Below are 19,807 nucleotides of genomic sequence, written 5' to 3' on the forward strand. Positions count from 1 at the left end.
CGGAGCTGTATCGCTCCGCTTTAAATAGGATCACTGGTATTCAGGGCGAATATCATCAAGCGTGATAGAGAAAGATTCGTATAACTCATCACCGAGTTTTCTTTTGCTTGATCTAAGTAGTTTGTCTACTTTTTCAAATGCTTCTGTGGCTTCTGGTGAGCCAGATTCAGGAAGTGAGTTGATAGAAGCTTCTAGGGCATTACGTGCATCAATGCGGTGGTATGCCTGTACTGCTTTATTTTTTAATTCAGTAAATAGGTTGATCCCCATTTCATTTTTTAAGTTCTCAATTTCTGCACGAATATTTTTAGCTTCTTCGACAGTTTGAACATCATCAATAGCTAATCTAAAGGCTTGTGCATCGAACTTAGGTATAAACTCGCCTTGAGTCTCTTTTATCGGTTCTTCATTGGTTGTCTGTTGTTGAGTGGTGATTTCATCAATGCTTACACGTTCTTTCAGTGGGGTGATGTCTTTAATCGGTCGATCTTCAAGTTCTTCTGGCGTATACACACCAAGAATAACTTCAGGGCAATAAAGACGGGCCCAATATTTTACAGCGAGATACGCGATTTGTTGCTTAGGCATTGTTTTCCAAAGAGGTGAGTTTCTAGTCTGTACATCAGCAAGGTAAACAGGCTCACCCCATGTAACTTCTTCTTCACCTCTTAAAATTGCACCGACTTCAATAAATAAACCCGATTCATCACGTTTATCTTTCATGCCTACAATCTTTTCCCAGTCGCCACCGTATTTGTAATGAAATCGACCTACAACAGCATTTGAACTGGTAATAACTGCATTTACTAATTGGGCTTCATAACCAAGCACACCATTGATGACATGTGTTTTTTGACCGACAACGAAAGGATCCATTCCCCAGCGTGCAGACTGCATTGTGATAGCAAGACAATCAGATGGTTTACCTTGCAGATGTCTTGGCACCGTTGCTGTACCTGATGCCATTAGCTCAGCAAATTTGACAATACGGTCTAATGATTCAGGATTAAAAAGTAATGATGTGTTATTCATTACTGATTGGTTTCTTTCGAGAGTTGCTACTTCTGACATAATATTTACTCCAAGCGTGCGCCTGATTGTTCAAGCGCAGTTTTATTAAGCGACTTCGTTTTGCAGTTCTTCTAACTTTCTCTGCTCAAAGTCAGTGATACCGATAGTGAGAGTTGTGGTGATAGGCGCTGGCCAATATCCTGTATCCATAGCTTCACGGATATCACGCAGTGTCTTTTTGTACTCAGCGCGACCCAGTTCAAGTAATTCAGGAGAGGCTTCAACGATAGCGACCCAGTGGTAATGCTCGTCTTTGTTAACGAATATCCAGAAGAACTGATCCAGCATTGCCACATCACAATACATAGCTGCACTGATGTGATAATCGCGATTAATGATTTCTCTGCGGATCATGGTTTCAATAGCATCTTGTTTAAATCGACCAAGTGCTACTGATTTGAGGTCAAAACCTAATCTGTTATTTTCTGTTTGAATTTCGATATCAGGACGAACTCGAATTTCAAGGCCGGTATCTTCATCAATGCCGTAGTAACTCACTTCTGATACACGGTTAGGGTGATTTAATAAACTGGATGCTTCTTTGTGGTTCATAACAGCGTTACGCATGTTATTTGCCATTTCATAGTCAACGGTTTGAACGTGAATTTTTGAATCGTCACTAAGCCACTGGCTAATGATTTCATCTTCAAATACAGCATCAGGGTTCACTTCTTTAATAACCTGCATGAGGTCATCTTTTTTGACGGGTTTTCTAAGTGGCTCAGGCTTATGTGTTTCTGCCAAATATAATTCAGGGTTGATGTGGAAGTATATCTGATCAAGTAATGCGTCTGTATTACCTGAGGTTTTCAATGGTGTTGGCAAAGTATCGTTATAGGCTTTGATACAGGCTTTCATTGCGGCACCTGTGAATTTTCCATCCTCTGGAATGGCTTTAAATTCATCAGGCAACTGCATGTATATCTGACCTAGCTCTTCGGCTTTTCCGCTGGTGGAAAGTTGCGGTGTCAGAGTGGCGTTATGTTCTTCAATAATTGCTTTTAACTCATCTTGTGAGAGCTTCTTAGGCAACTTATTGTTGTATTCGTCAATCCATGACTTCATTGTTTCCGTTGTTGTAAAGGCACCTTCTGGAATAATTGGCTTAACACTGAATTCAGCATCAAACTTTTCAGGTTCCATTGTTAACGTGTGAAACGCACTACCTAAATCGAAACAACGCTTATTTTCACGCTCAATGACTTTTGTTATATGGCGTAACTCGTAATACATCAAACTAATACGAGCATCTTTTAGCATCGAACTACTGATGCCGTTTGAACTGTGATACACCTCGTTAGGAATATCGGGATACCGACCAGGTTCAAAATAAGCAGGTTGGTCATTTTCTTCCTTTGGAATATCTTCCGCCTCCTTATGTTGACCGTTTTGGTTATCTTTACTGGCGTTAAAAATCACCTCTTCCTGAGGTACTTCCTTTTTTTCTACCTCATTTGAGGTGGTTTTTGGATTTATTAATGAGTTAAAGTGATTAACTCTATGACGAACGCTACGCATATCAGGATTATCAATAAATGACATAATAGCGTTAACGATTTGCTCTTCACTGAGTTCACTGCTGATATTAGGAACCAATGAAAGTGCAAGTAGCGTGATATTAATAAAGTGGTCATATTGCTTAAACTCTTCTTTTTCAATATCACCATTGATATGAGCTGTTAGCGCATCTACTTGTTCGCTATCAGTAATATCTTGGTTAAGTAAAAGAGCTTTTGCAATCAACACATTTAAGCGCTTAGTGTCTGACATTTTGTTTACCTACTAATTGTTCTGTTTGTAATGCGAGCTTTCTTACATAAGCCCACTCAATACCGGCTTTAAAATTGTCAAATGACTGTGACTCATTTAAGCCAGATAAGGTAAATACATGCTTACCGTCTTTGATATAAAAGATCATGACTAATCACCAAATTGGTTATGTCTGAGCGCATTAAAAAATCAGTCTCTTTTATCCATATTGTTAAAGAGCAAATTAACCGTATTGGTTAATTTATACTTTTAATCATAACCATAAATTAACCATTGTCAACCGTAAAAAACAAATAAATCACCAATATGGTTATGTTTATTTTTATCACTATGAAATTTAATGATTTATTAAGAGTAAAAAGAAGCCAGTATATGACTTCTTTTTAATGGAAAGGGTTAGTCGTGGGAGATAGGCTGGTTTTTATTAATGATAAATTCAATGAAGTTTTCAATAGCAGCTTGTTCGCTGGCGGGAAGTTTTGAATAGGCTCTTCTATCATAGTTAATAGTGCCTTTATCATTTTTAGGGATCAGTAGTTCATAGGCTTGGCGACCCATTGCTTTTGCAATAGCATCAATGCTTTCAGCGGTGGCGCTGGCTTCACAATTGATAATGCGGTTAACTGTTGATTGTGCAAGCCCTGAATCGACAGAAAGCTTAACTCTTGATTTTATTCCATCGTTTAACATAAATGTTGTGATGTTATCTGAGAGTATTTTTCCGATCTCGGTCGGAATATATTCTTCTTTTTCTGACTCTGCATGACCTTCTTTTAAATGGTCTACATCCATCCAATATTTACTAATTCTAGTCACATATTCAATTTTACGTGACATTGGATCGGTGAGTTCACGATGACTTTTTAAATCTTTTGGTGATAGGTAACGAGAGATCATACTTGGTGCTACGCCTAACGCATCAGCCAGTAATTTTTGTTTGCCGTTATAGTAGCGTTCAATAATATAAATCAGGTTATCTTTTCTAATTTCAGCAATGCTTTTCATTTCTCCAAGTCCTTTGGTGTCTATTCTTTATACAAATTTGATTAAGTTATGGTGTATTAAACAAACAAATAACCCTTTTGGTAAAGTACCTAAACGGTTACTATTATTTATTGGTTAATCAAATTGGTGAAATTATGGAAGTTTTCGACTTTAAAAAATTTTGGAATAGCTTAACGATTAAGCAAAGAGAAGCATTTTCTCAAAGAACTGGGTATAGCCAACTGTATCTATCACATCAGCTACGCTATGCAAAACGTAAGCCTTCCCTAAGTAAACTCAATAAGTTATATGATATTTGTGTTGAGTTCGGTGCAGATGCAACCAGAGAGCAATTAATCAATTTCTTTATTCGATAATAATTCAAAGGCTATTTATTGATAAGGATCACTTCGGTGGTCCTTAATTTTTTATTGATAACCAATAAATCTTTTTAGGTTGATCTATTTTAAAATAATGGATAATCTTATTGCTAACTAATCATAGAAAAAGAGGTGATGATGAAAATTGTGACTAGAAAGCAAGCCATTGAAAATGGTCTAAGTCGTTTCTATACGGGAAAATTATGTAGACATGGTCATGATTCTGAGCGTTTTACCAGTAATGGTGTTTGTGTTGAATGTTCCGCAATTAATTCATCCAACTACAGAAAAGAAGTCAGCCGATTATTAAAGATGGCTCGTAATAGAAATATTGCTTATGAAGACAATATCAGGGGGTGATATGGCCCGTATCAGGACTATTAAGCCAACATTTTGGACTGATGAGGATATGGCTGAAATATCTGAGTCAGCGTGTTTATTGGCGATAGGGCTATTAAATTACGCTGACGATGAAGGCTATTTCAATGCTAATCCGAAGCTAATAAAAGCGGCTGTTTTTCCAATACGTGAAACCTCCCGTAGTATTCCGGTACTACTACAGGAGCTTTCCAACTGTGGCTATATCAGCTTATTTTCTGCCCAAAATGGGAAGCACTTTGGATTAATAAATAATTTCACAAAACATCAAGTCGTAAACAAGAAAACACCAAGTAAAATCAAAGAGATGAACCTACTACCGTATGACTACGGTAGTGATACGGTAGGACTACCTTTAGGAAAGGAAGGGAAAGGAAGTATTAAAACAACTCTCTGTAACGCGCGCGAAGGAAATTTGCCTGATGTGGATAATGCCATTTTAAATGACAGAGTTCCTGCTGGTGGTTTTAGCGTTGACGGTAAATTCGTGATGTTTGATGAATGGGAACCTGATAGCGATTTTTTACGTAAATCTGCTTTTTGGGGACATGCACTAACAGAGCCAGTTAAACCAACTGAACTTGCCGAATTTATTACGTACTGGAAAGCCGAGGGGAAAGCTAAACATCACGAACAATGGGAAATGGCATTGGCAAAAAGTATTAAATTCCAACGTGCTAAAGCGAATAATAGCAATACTGGAGTAAATAATAATGGCAAATCAGAATTTAAATTCGATCCAAACAGTGGCAAATCAAGAGCCGTACAACTCGTGGAACATAAGATCAGAGAAAAACATGGGCAAGAGTATCTCGACTCTTTGGCTACAAATGACGGAGTTCTATGGGGAGAAATGGACAAACAAGAACGGGACGGAACCCTCATTGATGTGGAAACGAGCACTCTGCGGATTGAATAGCGATCAATTCGATTTGATATTTAAATTCTGTATTGAGCGTTGTAGCAATGGTAATCCGTGGCCACCAGAGTTATCTGATGTTATTTCAATGCTTTCTGACAAGTTGGTAGATGCGAATGCTTTTGGAATTCCATTTGATGAAATGCTGAGAGATTTCAATAAATACCTAGCCAGACGATGCAATTATCATAGTGCTGAGATGTACCCATTTAGGCATCCGGTGCAGTATTGGATCTTCACTGACCTTAGGCAAAAGGTATATGACCTTAGGCTGACAGAAGCGGAGGTTGAGAAGCGATTAAATAAAATGATCCGTATGTGGTCTGAGCGAGTGCAACGAGGAGAGGTAATACCTAAACCCACGTTAAGACTTGAAGATAAAACCAGACCGAGACCTGCATGGATGGATTTATTAGAAAATGCTGATAAACGTAAACATAAATCGGCATAAGGTTTATTGGATATCTAAATCCTTAGCGTAATAAACACTGGTGAGTTTTATTTGTTGTAGGTATGGATTGTATCTGAGTAGTGAAAACAGCGTATAGACGATTTGAGAGCGTTTTAAGTAGGTATGAGTTTAATTAAAAACTCTGTTTTTTTATACTTGAAAATATAACCAAATTGGATATATTAACCATAATGATTAATCTATTAAGGGTTATCGTATATGAAATTTATGCAGGATTTAGTTGTTGATATTTTACGTGACAATAAAAAATCATTGTCAGTTAACGAGATAACGGCAATTGCTTCTGATCTCAAGGGAAAGAAGAACCGCTCAACAACCAATTATGCACTGATTAAATTGATTGAAAGCTCCGTTGTAGAACGCAAAGCGGTAGTTGGCATTGGGTATGTCTACAAACTAACGCCTGATTACATGGAGCGCCTACGTGAATTAGATATCAAAAAAGAAGCCTCTCTAATGACCAAGAAGCCAGCAAAACCTACGGATAAGCATGTTATCTGTCAGAAAGGCTCACTAACCTACGTGAGAAAGAGCTTACCACCGTTACAGCATGGAAAGATTGCTGATATTCATAACCGTATGAACGCAATGCTGGTGGCGGTACGTGCATGAAACAGCAAATTTATTATATCAATCCTGTACCAAAGCCACGTATGACACAGCGTGACGCATGGAAGAAAAGACCCGTTGTCGTTAAGTACCACGCTTTTTGTGACGAGATGAGAGCTAACCGTTTTATGTTACCTGAAAGCGGTGCTCACCTAACGTTTGTTATCCCTATGCCTAAATCATGGAGCAAGAAAAAACGCATTGAGATGAATGGTAAACCCCACCAGCAACGTCCTGATGTCGATAATCTGATTAAAGCCGTTATGGACGCCATCTTTGATGAAGATTGCAGAGTGTGGAATATCAGTGCGTCAAAGCTTTGGGGTGAACAAGGGAAGATAGGGGTAACGTTACCTGAAAATACAGAAAATCATGAACTTATTACCATTCGTTAAGTTCGTGACTGAGTTAATTAATCGTTGAATGAGTTTGGGAAGAAATTATGAGCCAAGAAATTGATGCTATTAGGCTTATTCAATAACTCAAATAACTGTGACATGTCACGCAAGAGGATTTTTAGATGAACAAGCAAAAGGAAATCCCATTTGGAACTATTGTTGTAATTCATCACGCTGTTGATGACGAAAACGAGGTCTATTTAAAGGGTTGTCATGGTGATTTTGACGCAACTGACATTCGAGATTTTCAAGATGAAATATCAACCGTTTTAACGGGCGAAGATTACTTTCAAGGTGAGGGCGTTTATACACTAAAACCAACTACTGATTATTACGATTACCATCGTGAAATTACATTTGAGTTGGTTTCATTTGAGCCACTGAAGGGCGAGGAGACATCTAATGCAGGGAACTAATTGGGTTAAGTGCTCAGATAAATTACCGGAAGTAGGGAAGAGGGTTCTTATTGCTACTGATTACCCATCTGTTTATGAGGCGGTTAGATATTTCGGCAATAAGTTTAATAGATTTGGTCAAGAAGTCACAGCAACCCACTGGCAACCTTTGCCACTCCCACCAATGCCAGAGGGGGAATGATGAAAATTAAAACCTCAAAACTAAAAGGATTAGCACTTGATTGGGCGGTAGGTAAAGCCGTTGGTGTTGATGTTCGTATTGGCAAAGAGTTTATTGTTGATGCTAATAACTGTGTATATAGCCCATCTAGTGACTGGTTAAAGTGTGGTGAGTTTATTGATACGTACGCTATCGAACTAATTAACGAGATGGTTAGTGATGACTATGATCATTATCAAATTGCATGGTCTGCTATCTGTAATTACTTACAAGATGATTATTACGATGGTGATACACCTCAAGAGGCAATTTGTCGAGCTACTGTAGCTGTGGTATTAGGCGGTGAAGTCGATGTGCCTGAGGAGCTATTAAAATGACACATAGTGATCTGTGTGAAATGGCGGTGCGATTCCTGCAAAATAACGGATTTAATGTAGCCTTTGGTGACAGATTCCAGTCAAGAAACGGAACAGGGGAGCAACCTGACGCGATAGGGTTCAGAAGTGGTATAAGTTGTCTGATTGAAGCGAAAGTCAGTCGGTCTGATTTTCTTGCGGACAAAAAGAAGTGGTTCAGACAGCAACCGGAAAAAGGAATGGGCGACTGGCGTTTCTTCTTATCGCCACCGGATATTATTTCATCGGAAGATTTACCTGCTGGCTGGGGGTTGCTCCACGTCAAAGGAAAGAGAGTCTTCAAGGTTCACGGATGGCCTCCCAATACATATTGGTATGACAAAAAACCATTTAAAGCCAATAAGCAGGCAGAATGTGACCATATGTATAGCGCGTTGCGCCGATTGCAAATACGTGGACATCTTCATGAAATCTACGAAGACATTCCGAAAGGAGTTATTTCATGACAGCAAAATCACCTGCTGAACGTAAGGCACTACAACGTAAGCGCCAAAAGGAACTTGGTGTAACAAAGATTGAATTGCTGGTGGATAATCAAGAGCTGGAGATGTTACAGCGTAATTGTGTTCTACGTATGCCTGGTCGTGAACCGTATGATAATGTTGAATACTTGCAGATGCTTATTCGTAAAGATGATGCGGAGTATAAGCGACAAGCTGAGGAACTATCTAAGCGTAAGTGTGAGCGTTGTGGCGAGCAATTACCCGTCCAGCAATGTTGTTTATCTGGTGATGCTAAGTGTTGGGTAACAAAAGGCTGGCGTGAAATGATGTTGAAGGTAGAATGATTAAAAAAGGAGATATATATGGATAAATTTATACCTATCACAACAGCTGTAGCTATATGGTTATTTTTAGTTAAAGAATGCTTTGAATGGGGAAGGAGAAGAAAAAATAAAAGTAATGAACTTAGAGCTTTGAAAACGCTAATTTATGAAGAGGTTAAAGCAAATAGTAGACCTTTTAGGGATTTTATATTGTTTTATGAAAAACTAATAAATAACGAAATTATTAGACTAAATATTCAAACATCGTTAAAGGGTATTTTTATTGACTATGAGGATAGTGATAATATCGATAAGAAATATTTTTTCATATCAAAACACTCATCAAAAATAATTGAAAAATATTTACTTGATGTATCAAGAGTAGACCAAGAACTTACAAGTAAAATAATTGATTTAAGAATATGCATTGATCATTTTAATGAATTTATCTTAGGAGGTGTTGAGGATTGCTTAGGTCGTAATTTTAAAAATAATCTTACAAATGAGCTCGTAAAAGATCTTCTTGTGAAGAATAAACTAGTAATTGAAGAATATAGAAAATTATGTAATTCAGTAATGAGCTATTGTAATATCAAACAATCAAATCCGTATATGATTTGAAGTTTAACTTTCTGATGGTCATAATAACCAAAGAGGTGATGATTATGACTATCAAAAGACCAAGAAAGAAACCTGCACGACAGCCAACGCCTATCAACGACAAGATGGAACGTTTCTGTCAGGAATATATCAAATCCCCCGATAATCAAACTGATGCTGCAATCTCTGCTGGATATGCTTCTGGCAGTGCTTGCAAGCGCGCATCACAGCTAATGGCTGATCCCCGTATTCAAGAGCGTATCGCACAACTTATGCAACAGCGCAATAAGCGCACCAAGATGAGTGCTGACAATGTACTCAGGCGTTTGGTCGATATGCTGGATGCGGATATTGCCGATATTCTTAATGAGAAAGGCGATATTAAACCAATATCTGAATGGTCACCTATCTGGCGTAAAAGTGTTGCTGCTTTCGATATCATCGATATTGACGGTAATACACGTATTAAAAAAGTAAAGTTACTGGATAAAATCAAGGTGCTTGAACTGATTGGTAAGCACGTTGATATCAATGCCTTTAGAGACAGGGTACAGGTTGATGTAAATGTATCATTGGCTGATAAGTTGGCATCTGCTCGTAAACGTGCTCAGCAAGGGAGCGTTGAGTAATGTCAGAAGCTTTGCAGAAGTCACCAGAAGAACAACTCATTGAAGATATCGCATCATTTACGCATGATCCATTAGGTTATGCGTATTACGCATTTCCGTGGGGGGAAGCTGGTGGAGAGCTTGAAGAATACAATGGCCCTCGTCAGTGGCAAGCCGAAGCATTAAATGAAATCGGTGAACATCTACGCAATCCAAAGACACGCCACCAGCCATTATTACTTGCTCGTGCTTCTGGTCACGGCATCGGTAAATCTGCATTTATTTCAATGATCATCAAGTGGGGTATGGATACCTGCGAAGATTGTAAGGTAGTTGTCACTGCCAACACTGAAAATCAGTTACGGACTAAAACGTGGCCAGAAATAGCGAAGTGGCAACGGCTATCACTGACTAATAATTGGTTTACTTGCACTAAGACAGCTATCTACTCAAACGATCCTAATCATGCTAATGCTTGGCGTGCTGATGCGGTACCTTGGTCAGAGAACAATACAGAGGCATTCGCAGGGCTTCACAACAAAGGCAAGCGTATTATCTTGGTGTTTGATGAGGCGTCTAACATTGCCGATCTGGTATGGGAAGTTGCAGAAGGGGCGTTAACGGATGAAGGCACCGAAATCATTTGGATAGCATTTGGTAACCCAACCCGTAACACAGGGCGCTTTCGTGAGTGCTTTCGTAAGTTTAAACATCGTTGGAATACTAAGCAGATTGATAGCCGTACCGTTGAAGGTAGCAACAAAGAGCAGATTAAAAACTGGGAAGAGGACTACGGCGAAGATAGTGACTTCTTTAAAGTCCGTGTTCGTGGTGTGTTCCCGTCAGCATCAGAGTTGCAGTTTATTCCAACAGGCTTAACGGATGAAGCCATGAAACGCATTGTCACACAAGCTGAAGTTGCTCATGCTCCTGTAATCATTGGTGTTGACCCTGCCTATTCTGGTGTTGATGATGCGGTGATTTATCTACGCCAAGGTTTATTTAGTAAGTGCTTGTGGACGGGCTTTAAAACAACTGACGATGTTGTTATGGCAAAGCGTATTGCTGACTTTGAAGATCAATACAAGGCTGATGCTGTTCATATCGACTTTGGATATGGTACCGGCATTCACTCTATTGGAACAAGTTGGGGGCGCGTGTGGCGTTTAGTTAAGTTTGGTGGTGCATCAACAGATCCACAAATGCTGAACAAACGCGGTGAAATGTATAACAGCGTTAAGACATGGCTAAAAATTGGTGGGGCTATTGATGATCAGGAAACCGCAGATGATTTGTCATGTGGTGAATACAAAGTTCGTGTTATCGATAGCAAGATTGTACTAGAAGATAAAACAGAAATTAAAAAGCGTCTTGGTCGTTCACCGGGTAAAGGTGATGCACTAGCACTGACGTTCGCGTATCCAGTCACCAAAATAGATAGAAATTACTCCTCACCTCATTCTGGCGTTAATGTCAGCAATTCAGATTACGATCCATTCGCATAAAAAAAGCCCTCTGGAGTAGAGGGCAAACAGTCCTAAGGTAAAGCACGCTGTCGTGTAACAATACCGAGAAAAAATGCAGTGGCATTGCATAACCAAAATGGTAGTTATAATTTTCAATATTGTCAAATAACATGTATTATTAATTTAATATGCAATATTGGTTAATTATAAAGGTGTGTCGATATGTGTAATCCATTTGGCAATACTCCAAAAATTACAACTCCTCCTGCTGTTCAGGCAGCACCTCAAGAACAAGATGCGGCAGTAACGGGTAGTCGTGATGATGAAATGCGTCGTCGCCGTGCAGCCGCAGGTCGTAAGTCTACGTTACTAACAGGTGCGCAGGGTGCGACAAGTTCAGCATCCACCAGCGGTAAAACCTTACTTGGTCAATAAGGGGTGACTATGTCAACGCCATTGAAACAACAGCTACTGCAACAACTTAATCAGTTGGATACAGAGCGTAGCTCATTTGAACCGCATTGGCGTGAATTGTCAGATTTCACTCGTCCTCGTAGTACGCGCTTTACTGCATCTGAGGTTAATCGAGGTGATCGCCGTAATAGTAAGATTATTGACCCTACGGCATCTTTAGCTTCATCGGTGCTTTCCAGTGGCATGATGTCAGGCATTACAAGTCCTGCTCGTCCTTGGTTTCGTTTAGCAACACCTGATCCTGATTTAATGGATTATGGTCCTGTAAAACTTTGGCTAGAAACCACCGAACAACGCATGAACGAAGTGTTCAATCGTTCTAACCTCTATCAGTCATTACCGTTGATGTATGGCGATTTAGGTACCTTTGGCACTGCTGCAATGGCCGTTGTTGAAGATAGCCAGCGTATTATCCGTACCGTTCATTTCCCCCTTGGTAGTTATTACATTGCGAATAGCCCAAGCCTGAGTGTTGATGTTTGCTATCGCAAGTTTACGATGACCGTTCGCCAGTTGGTGATGGAGTTCGGGCTTGATAGCGTCAGCGATACTGTTAAATCAATGTGGAATTCAAGCCAGTACAGCCAATGGGTTGAAGTGGTTCATGCCGTATATCCAAACCTTGAACGACAAACAGGAAAGTTAGAGGCGAAGCACAAGCCTTTTAAATCCGTTTATTTTGAAGTGGCGGGTGATAACGAGAAAGTGTTACGTGAATCTGGTTATGATGAATTTCCTATTATGGCGCCACGCTGGGAAGTGAATGGTGAAGATGTTTATGGTTCATCTTGCCCGGGTATGTTGGCGTTAGGTGGCACTAAAGCGCTTCAATTAATGCAAAAACGTAAAGCGCAAATGATTGATAAGCTGACCAATCCGCCTTTACAAGTGCCAGCCTCATTAAAAAACCAACGGGTAAATACCATACCCGGTGGCATTAACTATCTTGATGAGGCAAATCCTACTAATAAAATTCAAACGATTTTTGATGTTCAACCCGTAGCATTGAAAGCACTACTTGAAGATGTTCAAGATACCCGTCAACTGATTGATACCGCTTACTTTGTCGATTTATTCCGCATGATGCAAATGGTGAATACGCGCTCTATGCCGATTGAAGCCGTTGTTGAAATGCGTGAAGAGAAGCTATTGCAATTAGGGCCTGTTCTGCAACGTCTTGATTCTGAGTTACTCGACAAGCTGATTAATCGCACTTTCTCAATCTTGGTAAACAAAAACTTACTTCCCGTTGCACCTGATGAAATGCAGGGAATGGATCTAAAGGTTGAGTACATTTCTGTAATGGCTCAGGCACAGAAAGCGATTGGCGTTGGTAGTATCGAACGCTTTGCTGGCTTTGTTGGCAATCTGGCAAAAGTTAAGCCTGAAGCCCTTGATAAGCTTAATGCTGATGATGCCATTGATAATTATGCGTCTGCTATTGGTGTCTCTCCAACTATCGTTGCAACCAATGAGCAAGTACAAGCCATACGTCAACAACGACAAGCACAGCAACAACAAATGGCTCAGATGCAAATGGCGCAGTCCGCTATTGATGGTGCTAAAACCCTCAGTGATACCAATCTTGATAATGATAGTGCCTTGTCCGCTATGGCTGGTGGAGGTGCTCAATGACACATCCATTCGATGCGTATGAAGACGAGAGAATTGCTCGCACTGAATACGATATTCAACAAAAAAATAGGCAAGAGAAAGAAGAACAACAGCTAAAAGAGGTTATGTCCACAGAAGCTGGGCGTGCTGTTATTTGGCGTTTGATTTCTGACTCTGGCGTATTTCGTAACTCTTTTTCTAACGATCCCTATGCAACAGCCTTTAGAGAGGGCGAACGTAACTATGGGTTAAAAGTTTTCAATCAATTACACCAAGTTTGCCCTGAGCTTTATGTGCAAATGGCAAATGAAGCAACTACACCAAGCGTTTAACAACGGGAGAAACAGTTATGAACTTATGGCGGAAATTAATTATGCGTCGTTTGTATAACGAGCAACACAGCGAGGGAGGTGAAGGCGGTGGCGGTACAGCAACGGAACCTACTCAAGAAACATCAGCAACAGATAAAAATGAGCCACCAGCAAATAGTGATGATCCTACTAAAAGCACTGAAAAAGAGAATGGTGGAGAGCAGGGCAAGCCGGCTGATAAGAAAAATGATGCCAATAAATCAGATGTAGGTGCGCCTGAAAAGTATGAATTTAAAGCACCAGAAGAAGGGCAAGAGCTTGATAAAGGTGCATTAGAAGTCTTTGAGCCGATTGCTCGTGAGCTGAATTTAAACAACGAACAAGCGCAAAAATTGGTTGATGTTTATGGCTCTAAAATCATGCCAGCGATTAATAAGCAACTTGCTGAAGGTTGGCAAAAACAGACAGAGCAATGGGCTGAAACTGTTAAAGCAGATAAAGAGCTTGGTTCCGCTGAATCTATCGGTGCGGCACAAAAAGCAATGGATAAGTTCGGTTCACCTGAACTGAAACAGTATTTAGAAGAATCAGGACTAGGTAACCATCCTGAGCTTATTCGTATCTTTGCTGGTGTTGGCAAAGCAATGTCAGAGGACGGTCTTGTCACTGGCAACAGTAACGGCAGTAAAAGTGCTGCTGATGTTTTATTTGGATAACAAAGAGGAAATAACATGCCTGCTTTAACTCTCGTTGATTGGGCTAAACGACAAGGCCCTGACAGCAAGCAAGCGAAGATCGTCGAATTGCTGAATCAGTCTAATGAAATTCTTGATGATATGGTTTTCGTTGAAGGTAACTTACCAACGGGTCACCGTACAACCGTTCGTACTGGTTTACCATCTGCAACATGGCGCTTGCTTAACTATGGTGTACCACCAAGCAAATCAACCACAGCACAGGTTACTGATGCGATTGGTATGCTGGAAACCTATTCTGAGGTTGATAAAGATCTTGCTAACTTAAACGGGCAAAAGAATGAATTTCTATTGTCTGAATCAATTGCATTCTTAGAGTCAATGAACCAGCAAATGGCTGAAACTGTTATTTATGGTGATGCGACGGTTCATCCTCAGCGCTTTACGGGTTTAGCTGCACGCTTTAACGATATGAAAGCAAAGAATGCAGTCAATATCATTGATGCTGGTGGTACTGGCAGTAACTTAACTTCTGTGTGGTTAGTCGTATGGGGGGAAAACACGGTTCACGGTATTTTCCCTAAAGGTTCTAAAGCAGGTTTAGAGCAAAACCATTTAGGCGAAGTTACTTTAGAAGATGAGAACAAAGGTAAATACCAAGGCTTTCGTACTCACTTTCAATGGAAAAATGGTATCTCAGTTCGTGACTGGCGTTATGTTGTCCGTATCGCCAATATTGATTTATCCAAAATTGGTAAAGATCCAGAAAAAGCGGACACACTCGATTTACCAGACTTGTTTATTCAAGCGATTGAGAAGATCCCTAACCTCTCTATGGGGCGTCCTGTTTTTTATTGTAACCAGCAAATTCGTAGCTGGATGCGTCGTCAAATTAAAAACAGCAAAAACGTCAATATTTCTATGGCAGAAGTTGCCGGTAAGAAAGTTGTTTCATTCGATGAAATTCCTGTTCGCCGTGTTGATGCCATTCTAACGACTGAAGATCAGGTGAAATAAGTTATTGCGGTGTCGTTTAACGGCTCCGCTAACTTTCATTTATTTGGAGATAGTCAAAATGATTTTAGATAAAGAAACGCTTTTTTCACTGGATCAGGCGGTTACTGCATCTGCTGTAAGTAAGCAAGCTATCGACTTAACGCCAGTGCATGGCGCATTTCGTGATATCGGTATTGGTGAGCCATTAGAGCTGTTTGCACAAGTGACTGAACAGGCTAAAGCAGCAGGTGAAGCGACTGTTCAAATTAAGTTAGAAACCGCGACAGACGATAAATTCTCTGATGCTAAATCTATCTTTGAATCTGTGGCAATACCAATTGCTGATTTAAATGCAGGTAAACGTATTGTGGCGAAAGTACCTCAAGGCGTTCTGAAGTACCTGCGCCTGCAATATGTTGTTGCAGAAGGTCCATTAACGGCGGGTAAGTTCACTGCGGGCATTAACCTAACTGTTGATGCTCATCCTATTTACGATGCTGTAACTCAATAAGGTGTGACATGTCACGATATAAGGTTTTAAAAAAATCATTTATCGCTGGGCGTCTACTTGAAATCGGTGAAGAGGTTGAGTACGACGGTATAGCTGGCGATAACTTAGCGTTAATTGGTGGCGCTGATGCTCGACTTAATACTCATAGTGTGGCTGATGGAGCTGGTGATAATACTGGTGAAGGTATAAGTAATATTGCTGTTAGCGGTTCAGGTGTGGCGATTGATTCAAGCCTTGATGCGCTTCGTGAGCAATATACCCAGCTATTTGGTAAAGCACCTCATCACAATATGGGCGCAGATAAAATGCGCACCGCAATAGATGAAAAGCGGAAAGAAATTGGGGTTTAACCCCCGATGATAAAGGGGGCGAAAGCCCCTTTTTTATTTTCTACTTGAGCCGAGAGATATCCAATGAAACTAATCAATCTAAAAACCAGCACAGAAACTTATGAAAATGCCAAAGGTGAAAAAGAAACTCGTGAAGAATATCCATACGGGCTACGTATTTCACTTGAAAACGACACGATAGAAAAACTAGGCGTTTCTATTCCTGATGTTGGTGAAAGTATTGAGCTGTCTGCTGTTGCCAAAATACTGTCTAAATCCATTAATGAACGTGAAGGTAAGAAGTCAGTATATGTAGAGTTACAAATAACCGATCTGGCTCTAGGTGCAGGAGACACAAAATCAACGGCAGATGTTCTTTTTGATGGGGGTGAGTAATGGCCTCAGAAATTGAAATTTGCAATATTGCATTAAGTCGCATTGGTAATAGTCGTTCAATTAATAGCATGACTGAAGCCAGCAAAGAAGCCGTTCAATGTAACCTTCATTATGCGCAATGCCGTGATAGTGTGCTGGCCGATTTCCCTTGGAACTTTGCAACTAAAAAGGTGGCATTAGCCAATACAAATAATCCCCCGCCTAATTGGACGTATGCCTATCGCTATCCTAATGATTGCCTAAAAGCCATTGGCATTGTCGAACCTCATCAAAAGTACCGTAGACCAGATACAGCAATCCATTTTCATGTTGGTTCAGATGAAAATGGTACTGGTCGATTAATTTTTACTGATCATCCAAGTGCATGGCTTGAGTATGTTGCACGTATTACTGACGTCAATATGTTTGATGCGTTATTTAAAGATGCGCTTGCGTGGCGTTTAGCGGCTGAATTGGCTCGTCCATTGGCATCAAATGCGGGTATTGGTGGTGAGGCATTACAAATTTATCAAGGTGTTATTAAAAGCGCGGCCGCACATTCATTAAGTGAGTCAGCAGAGCCAACTGATTATATGGATGAATTCACACAAGCGAGGTTGTCATAATGCCATTTAGTCTTATTCAACCTAGTTTTTCAGGCGGTGAAATTGCACCAAGCCTATATGGGCGTGTTGATCTTGCGAAGTATTCAACTGCACTGCGCAAGTGCCATAACTTTATTGTTCGTCAATATGGTGGCGTTGAGAATAGACCAGGCACACGATTTATTGCTGAAACAAAGTATCAAAATAAGAAGTCTCGCCTTATTCCTTTCCAATTCAGCACCGTACAAACCTATGCGTTAGAGTTTGGTGATCGTTATATTCGCGTATTTAAAGATGGTGGGCAGGTTCTCTATGCTGATGGTGAACATAAAGGCGAAGTGTTTGAATTAGCGACACCTTATAAAGAAGCTGATTTGTTTGATTTGAAGTATACGCAATCAGCCGATGTTATGACGATTGTTCATACTGATTATCCACCAATGGAGTTACAGCGTTACGATCATGATGATTGGAAGTTAGTGTCCGTTGAAACCAAGAACGGCCCCTTTGAAGATATCAATACCGATAAGGCAATGAAAGTTTATGCCAGTGCAAGCACGGGGCAAATTACGTTAACGTCTACGCATGATATTTTTGGTGCCGAGCAAATAGGTAAGCAGTTCTATTTAGAGCAACGTGATATTGATGCGGTTCCTGTATGGGAAACAGATAAAACAACCAACCTTAATGATCAACGCCGAGCTGATAGTAACTACTATCGTGCCAATAGTGGCGGTAAAACTGGTACGCTGCGCCCATCTCACACTGAAGGAATGAGCTGGGATGGTTGGGGTGGTGATACAGGTATTCAATGGGAATATCTTCATAGTGGTTTTGGTATCGTAAAAATTGAAACCGTAAGTGAAGATGGTAAAACAGCCACAGGAAAGGTGATCTCTTATATTCCATCCAATGCCGTTGGTGAAGATAACGCAAGCCATAAATGGGCGCGTGCAGTGTGGAATGATGTCGATGGTTATCCAAGCACCGTTGTTTATTATCAACAACGTTTATTCTTTGCTAGCTCTCGTGCCTACCCGCAAACGATATGGGCCAGTCGTAGCGGTGACTATAAAGACTTTGGACGCAACAACCCTATCCAAGATGATGATCGCATTATCTACACGTATGCAGGTCGTCAAGTTAATGAAATTCGCCATTTGATTGATGTCGGTTCGCTGGTGGCATTGACCTCTGGCGGTGAATATCAAATCACAGGCGATCAGAACAAAGTACTTACACCTTCCAGTTTTTCAATGTCATCACAAGGGGCTAACGGTTCAAGTGATTTACCTCCAATCTCTGTTGCGAACATTGCGCTTTATATACAAGAGAAAGGCAGTGCTGTGCGTGATTTATCGTATTCCTTTGATGTCGATGGGTATCAAGGCACTGACTTAACTATGTTGGCAAATCACCTATTTCAACGTCATCGTATTGTTGATTGGTCATTTACTACGGTTCCATATTCTATTGCATGGTGCATACGTGACGATGGGTTAATGCTGGCTTTAACCTATTTAAGAGAACAACAAGTTTTTGCATGGGCGCCACAATCGACAGAAGGGAAATTTGAGTCAACGTGTTCGATCAGTGAAGGCAATGAAGATTCAGCTTATTTTATTGTTCAGCGCACAGTAAACGGTAAACAGGTTCGGTATGTAGAACGGTTAGCCAGCCGTTTATTTACTCGTACAGAAGATGCTTTCTTTGTGGATTCTGGCTTAAGTTATGACGGTAGAAATACTGATATATCAAAAACAGCAACCATCACTGGTGGAGCGGGTGAGTGGAACTATCAAGAAAACTATCAATTAGTGGTTTCAGGCGATCCAGTCTTTAGCGCTTCTGATATCGGTAGTGCCGTCAATATTCCTTATTTTGCAGATAATGAACATAAAGAGCTTCGCTGTAAGATTGTTCAATATATATCTGCAAATCAAGTGGTTATTTCTGCTAATCGCAATATCCCACCAGCATTACAAAATACACCCACTACTGAATGGAGCATTGCCCGCTATCGCTTTGCTGGCTTAAATCATCTTGAAGGTAAGACAGTTAATATTCTCTCTGATGCTAATGTTTCACCGCAGGCCATTGTCATCAATGGCGCAGTGGAAATTGATACACCTTCAGCCGTTGTACATATTGGATTACCTATTATCAGCGAATTAGAAACGCTCGATATCCATATTAATGGGCAAGAAACATTACTTGATAAGAAGAAGCTTATTAAGGTTGCCAGCTTAATTGTAAATAGTAGTCGGGGTATTTGGGCTGGTACTGAAAAAGAACGGCTATATGAGTATCCTCAACGTCAATTCGAGTTTTACGACAATCCTGTTGATGATGCCACAGGCATTGTTGAAATTAATTTAGATGCAGATTGGAGCAAAAACGGACGTGTCTTTATTAGACAGGTTGATCCGTTACCGTTAGCGGTGCTCTCTGTTATTCCGCGTATTGATGCTGGTGGTTTCTGAT

At 40.3% G+C, this 19,807-nt stretch carries 28 protein-coding genes; 24 read left to right on the top strand and 4 right to left on the bottom strand.

Annotated elements, in window-relative coordinates:
* Window positions 1-30 precede the first annotated feature (30 nt).
* The 4 genes from AACU98_RS16050 to AACU98_RS16065 form a co-directional block, all read right to left on the bottom strand.
* On the bottom strand, window positions 31-1,071 hold the full coding sequence (locus AACU98_RS16050) for a RecT family recombinase (protein WP_161735116.1): 1,041 nt from the start codon (window positions 1,069-1,071) through the stop codon (window positions 31-33).
* A 45-nt stretch (window positions 1,072-1,116) separates the two neighbouring features.
* On the bottom strand, window positions 1,117-2,841 hold the full coding sequence (locus AACU98_RS16055; protein WP_161735119.1) for a PD-(D/E)XK nuclease-like domain-containing protein: 1,725 nt from the start codon (window positions 2,839-2,841) through the stop codon (window positions 1,117-1,119).
* The gene (locus AACU98_RS16060; protein ID WP_004243375.1) at window positions 2,828-2,989 is read right to left on the bottom strand and encodes a hypothetical protein; all 162 of its coding nucleotides are present in this window, start codon (window positions 2,987-2,989) and stop codon (window positions 2,828-2,830) included. The genes AACU98_RS16055 and AACU98_RS16060 overlap by 14 nt, the downstream gene beginning before the upstream one ends.
* A gap of 248 nt (window positions 2,990-3,237) precedes the next feature.
* Window positions 3,238-3,846 carry a hypothetical protein gene (locus tag AACU98_RS16065; protein WP_004243373.1) on the bottom strand — a complete coding sequence of 203 codons (609 nt, stop codon included), beginning with the start codon at window positions 3,844-3,846 and terminating at the stop codon, window positions 3,238-3,240.
* Between the two features lie 134 nt (window positions 3,847-3,980).
* Here AACU98_RS16065 and AACU98_RS16070 point away from each other — a divergent pair, with 134 nt between their 5' ends.
* The 24 genes from AACU98_RS16070 to AACU98_RS16185 all read left to right on the top strand — a co-directional run bounded on the left by AACU98_RS16070 (window position 3,981) and on the right by AACU98_RS16185 (window position 19,806).
* On the top strand, window positions 3,981-4,202 hold the full coding sequence (locus AACU98_RS16070; RefSeq protein ID WP_223304309.1) for a hypothetical protein: 222 nt from the start codon (window positions 3,981-3,983) through the stop codon (window positions 4,200-4,202).
* A gap of 141 nt (window positions 4,203-4,343) precedes the next feature.
* Entirely contained in the window at window positions 4,344-4,565 is a 222-nt protein-coding gene (locus AACU98_RS16075; protein ID WP_004250866.1) for a hypothetical protein, read from the top strand.
* 1 nt (window position 4,566) lies between these two features.
* Window positions 4,567-5,502, top strand: coding sequence for a DnaT-like ssDNA-binding domain-containing protein (locus AACU98_RS16080; RefSeq protein WP_161735122.1), 936 nt, complete (start codon window positions 4,567-4,569; stop codon window positions 5,500-5,502).
* Window positions 5,471-5,953, top strand: a complete 483-nt coding sequence (locus AACU98_RS16085) for a replication protein P (protein WP_161735125.1) — start codon at window positions 5,471-5,473, stop codon at window positions 5,951-5,953. The genes AACU98_RS16080 and AACU98_RS16085 overlap by 32 nt, the downstream gene beginning before the upstream one ends.
* 219 nt (window positions 5,954-6,172) lie before the next feature.
* Complete coding sequence (locus AACU98_RS16090; protein ID WP_046334325.1) at window positions 6,173-6,586, top strand: hypothetical protein; 414 nt, start codon at window positions 6,173-6,175, stop codon at window positions 6,584-6,586.
* A complete protein-coding gene (locus tag AACU98_RS16095) occupies window positions 6,583-6,978 on the top strand; it encodes a RusA family crossover junction endodeoxyribonuclease (RefSeq protein WP_115065435.1) in 396 nt (131 codons plus the stop codon). Before AACU98_RS16090 ends, AACU98_RS16095 begins: the two co-directional genes overlap by 4 nt.
* A gap of 125 nt (window positions 6,979-7,103) precedes the next feature.
* Window positions 7,104-7,397 (top strand): hypothetical protein, encoded by a 294-nt coding sequence (locus AACU98_RS16100; RefSeq protein WP_004243365.1) that lies wholly within the window; start codon window positions 7,104-7,106, stop codon window positions 7,395-7,397.
* Window positions 7,384-7,578: a DUF551 domain-containing protein gene (locus AACU98_RS16105; protein WP_161735128.1), complete on the top strand. Its 195-nt coding sequence runs from the start codon at window positions 7,384-7,386 to the stop codon at window positions 7,576-7,578. Before AACU98_RS16100 ends, AACU98_RS16105 begins: the two co-directional genes overlap by 14 nt.
* Entirely contained in the window at window positions 7,578-7,934 is a 357-nt protein-coding gene (locus AACU98_RS16110; RefSeq protein WP_339382164.1) for a phage protein NinX family protein, read from the top strand. The genes AACU98_RS16105 and AACU98_RS16110 overlap by 1 nt, the downstream gene beginning before the upstream one ends.
* Window positions 7,931-8,419: a hypothetical protein gene (locus AACU98_RS16115; RefSeq protein WP_202611334.1), complete on the top strand. Its 489-nt coding sequence runs from the start codon at window positions 7,931-7,933 to the stop codon at window positions 8,417-8,419. The genes AACU98_RS16110 and AACU98_RS16115 overlap by 4 nt, the downstream gene beginning before the upstream one ends.
* Entirely contained in the window at window positions 8,416-8,760 is a 345-nt protein-coding gene (locus AACU98_RS16120) for a hypothetical protein (RefSeq protein WP_161735134.1), read from the top strand. The genes AACU98_RS16115 and AACU98_RS16120 overlap by 4 nt, the downstream gene beginning before the upstream one ends.
* A gap of 18 nt (window positions 8,761-8,778) precedes the next feature.
* A complete protein-coding gene (locus tag AACU98_RS16125; protein WP_161735138.1) occupies window positions 8,779-9,360 on the top strand; it encodes a hypothetical protein in 582 nt (193 codons plus the stop codon).
* A gap of 38 nt (window positions 9,361-9,398) precedes the next feature.
* Window positions 9,399-9,968: a terminase small subunit gene (locus AACU98_RS16130; protein WP_161735190.1), complete on the top strand. Its 570-nt coding sequence runs from the start codon at window positions 9,399-9,401 to the stop codon at window positions 9,966-9,968.
* A complete protein-coding gene (locus AACU98_RS16135; protein WP_161735141.1) occupies window positions 9,968-11,452 on the top strand; it encodes a terminase in 1,485 nt (494 codons plus the stop codon). Before AACU98_RS16130 ends, AACU98_RS16135 begins: the two co-directional genes overlap by 1 nt.
* Before the next feature lie 183 nt (window positions 11,453-11,635).
* Window positions 11,636-11,848, top strand: a complete 213-nt coding sequence (locus tag AACU98_RS16140; RefSeq protein ID WP_004243356.1) for a hypothetical protein — start codon at window positions 11,636-11,638, stop codon at window positions 11,846-11,848.
* Window positions 11,849-11,857: 9 nt separating this feature from the next.
* Window positions 11,858-13,522, top strand: coding sequence for a portal protein (locus AACU98_RS16145; protein ID WP_161735144.1), 1,665 nt, complete (start codon window positions 11,858-11,860; stop codon window positions 13,520-13,522).
* A complete protein-coding gene (locus AACU98_RS16150; RefSeq protein WP_161735148.1) occupies window positions 13,519-13,833 on the top strand; it encodes a Bbp19 family protein in 315 nt (104 codons plus the stop codon). The genes AACU98_RS16145 and AACU98_RS16150 overlap by 4 nt, the downstream gene beginning before the upstream one ends.
* 17 nt (window positions 13,834-13,850) lie before the next feature.
* Complete coding sequence (locus AACU98_RS16155; protein ID WP_161735152.1) at window positions 13,851-14,528, top strand: peptidase; 678 nt, start codon at window positions 13,851-13,853, stop codon at window positions 14,526-14,528.
* A gap of 15 nt (window positions 14,529-14,543) precedes the next feature.
* Window positions 14,544-15,524 carry a major capsid protein gene (locus tag AACU98_RS16160; RefSeq protein ID WP_004243350.1) on the top strand — a complete coding sequence of 327 codons (981 nt, stop codon included), beginning with the start codon at window positions 14,544-14,546 and terminating at the stop codon, window positions 15,522-15,524.
* Between the two features lie 58 nt (window positions 15,525-15,582).
* Window positions 15,583-16,014, top strand: a complete 432-nt coding sequence (locus tag AACU98_RS16165) for a Bbp16 family capsid cement protein (RefSeq protein ID WP_161735154.1) — start codon at window positions 15,583-15,585, stop codon at window positions 16,012-16,014.
* 8 nt (window positions 16,015-16,022) lie between these two features.
* Window positions 16,023-16,364, top strand: coding sequence for a hypothetical protein (locus AACU98_RS16170; RefSeq protein ID WP_123822187.1), 342 nt, complete (start codon window positions 16,023-16,025; stop codon window positions 16,362-16,364).
* A 63-nt stretch (window positions 16,365-16,427) separates the two neighbouring features.
* Entirely contained in the window at window positions 16,428-16,739 is a 312-nt protein-coding gene (gene gp10 / locus AACU98_RS16175) for a capsid staple protein (protein ID WP_004243343.1), read from the top strand.
* Entirely contained in the window at window positions 16,739-17,344 is a 606-nt protein-coding gene (locus AACU98_RS16180) for a hypothetical protein (protein ID WP_060555914.1), read from the top strand. The genes gp10 and AACU98_RS16180 overlap by 1 nt, the downstream gene beginning before the upstream one ends.
* A complete protein-coding gene (locus AACU98_RS16185) occupies window positions 17,344-19,806 on the top strand; it encodes a hypothetical protein (RefSeq protein ID WP_161735157.1) in 2,463 nt (820 codons plus the stop codon). The genes AACU98_RS16180 and AACU98_RS16185 overlap by 1 nt, the downstream gene beginning before the upstream one ends.
* Window position 19,807: the final 1 nt, after the last annotated feature.

Source organism: Proteus sp. G4380, from assembly GCF_963885725.1.
GTDB classification, from domain to species: domain Bacteria; phylum Pseudomonadota; class Gammaproteobacteria; order Enterobacterales; family Enterobacteriaceae; genus Proteus; species Proteus mirabilis.

Bases quoted from the DNA above. Each gene is read 5' to 3' on its own strand.
- AACU98_RS16050 (WP_161735116.1), bottom strand. From the start codon at position 1,071: ATGTCAGAAGTAGCAACTCTCGAAAGAAACCAATCAGTAATGAATAAC.
- AACU98_RS16055 (WP_161735119.1), bottom strand. From the start codon at position 2,841: ATGTCAGACACTAAGCGCTTAAATGTGTTGATTGCAAAAGCTCTTTTA.
- AACU98_RS16060 (WP_004243375.1), bottom strand. From the start codon at position 2,989: ATGATCTTTTATATCAAAGACGGTAAGCATGTATTTACCTTATCTGGC.
- AACU98_RS16065 (WP_004243373.1), bottom strand. From the start codon at position 3,846: ATGAAAAGCATTGCTGAAATTAGAAAAGATAACCTGATTTATATTATT.
- AACU98_RS16070 (WP_223304309.1), top strand. From the start codon at position 3,981: ATGGAAGTTTTCGACTTTAAAAAATTTTGGAATAGCTTAACGATTAAG.
- AACU98_RS16075 (WP_004250866.1), top strand. From the start codon at position 4,344: ATGAAAATTGTGACTAGAAAGCAAGCCATTGAAAATGGTCTAAGTCGT.
- AACU98_RS16080 (WP_161735122.1), top strand. From the start codon at position 4,567: ATGGCCCGTATCAGGACTATTAAGCCAACATTTTGGACTGATGAGGAT.
- AACU98_RS16085 (WP_161735125.1), top strand. From the start codon at position 5,471: ATGTGGAAACGAGCACTCTGCGGATTGAATAGCGATCAATTCGATTTG.
- AACU98_RS16090 (WP_046334325.1), top strand. From the start codon at position 6,173: ATGAAATTTATGCAGGATTTAGTTGTTGATATTTTACGTGACAATAAA.
- AACU98_RS16095 (WP_115065435.1), top strand. From the start codon at position 6,583: ATGAAACAGCAAATTTATTATATCAATCCTGTACCAAAGCCACGTATG.
- AACU98_RS16100 (WP_004243365.1), top strand. From the start codon at position 7,104: ATGAACAAGCAAAAGGAAATCCCATTTGGAACTATTGTTGTAATTCAT.
- AACU98_RS16105 (WP_161735128.1), top strand. From the start codon at position 7,384: ATGCAGGGAACTAATTGGGTTAAGTGCTCAGATAAATTACCGGAAGTA.
- AACU98_RS16110 (WP_339382164.1), top strand. From the start codon at position 7,578: ATGAAAATTAAAACCTCAAAACTAAAAGGATTAGCACTTGATTGGGCG.
- AACU98_RS16115 (WP_202611334.1), top strand. From the start codon at position 7,931: ATGACACATAGTGATCTGTGTGAAATGGCGGTGCGATTCCTGCAAAAT.
- AACU98_RS16120 (WP_161735134.1), top strand. From the start codon at position 8,416: ATGACAGCAAAATCACCTGCTGAACGTAAGGCACTACAACGTAAGCGC.
- AACU98_RS16125 (WP_161735138.1), top strand. From the start codon at position 8,779: ATGGATAAATTTATACCTATCACAACAGCTGTAGCTATATGGTTATTT.
- AACU98_RS16130 (WP_161735190.1), top strand. From the start codon at position 9,399: ATGATTATGACTATCAAAAGACCAAGAAAGAAACCTGCACGACAGCCA.
- AACU98_RS16135 (WP_161735141.1), top strand. From the start codon at position 9,968: ATGTCAGAAGCTTTGCAGAAGTCACCAGAAGAACAACTCATTGAAGAT.
- AACU98_RS16140 (WP_004243356.1), top strand. From the start codon at position 11,636: ATGTGTAATCCATTTGGCAATACTCCAAAAATTACAACTCCTCCTGCT.
- AACU98_RS16145 (WP_161735144.1), top strand. From the start codon at position 11,858: ATGTCAACGCCATTGAAACAACAGCTACTGCAACAACTTAATCAGTTG.
- AACU98_RS16150 (WP_161735148.1), top strand. From the start codon at position 13,519: ATGACACATCCATTCGATGCGTATGAAGACGAGAGAATTGCTCGCACT.
- AACU98_RS16155 (WP_161735152.1), top strand. From the start codon at position 13,851: ATGAACTTATGGCGGAAATTAATTATGCGTCGTTTGTATAACGAGCAA.
- AACU98_RS16160 (WP_004243350.1), top strand. From the start codon at position 14,544: ATGCCTGCTTTAACTCTCGTTGATTGGGCTAAACGACAAGGCCCTGAC.
- AACU98_RS16165 (WP_161735154.1), top strand. From the start codon at position 15,583: ATGATTTTAGATAAAGAAACGCTTTTTTCACTGGATCAGGCGGTTACT.
- AACU98_RS16170 (WP_123822187.1), top strand. From the start codon at position 16,023: ATGTCACGATATAAGGTTTTAAAAAAATCATTTATCGCTGGGCGTCTA.
- gp10 (WP_004243343.1), top strand. From the start codon at position 16,428: ATGAAACTAATCAATCTAAAAACCAGCACAGAAACTTATGAAAATGCC.
- AACU98_RS16180 (WP_060555914.1), top strand. From the start codon at position 16,739: ATGGCCTCAGAAATTGAAATTTGCAATATTGCATTAAGTCGCATTGGT.
- AACU98_RS16185 (WP_161735157.1), top strand. From the start codon at position 17,344: ATGCCATTTAGTCTTATTCAACCTAGTTTTTCAGGCGGTGAAATTGCA.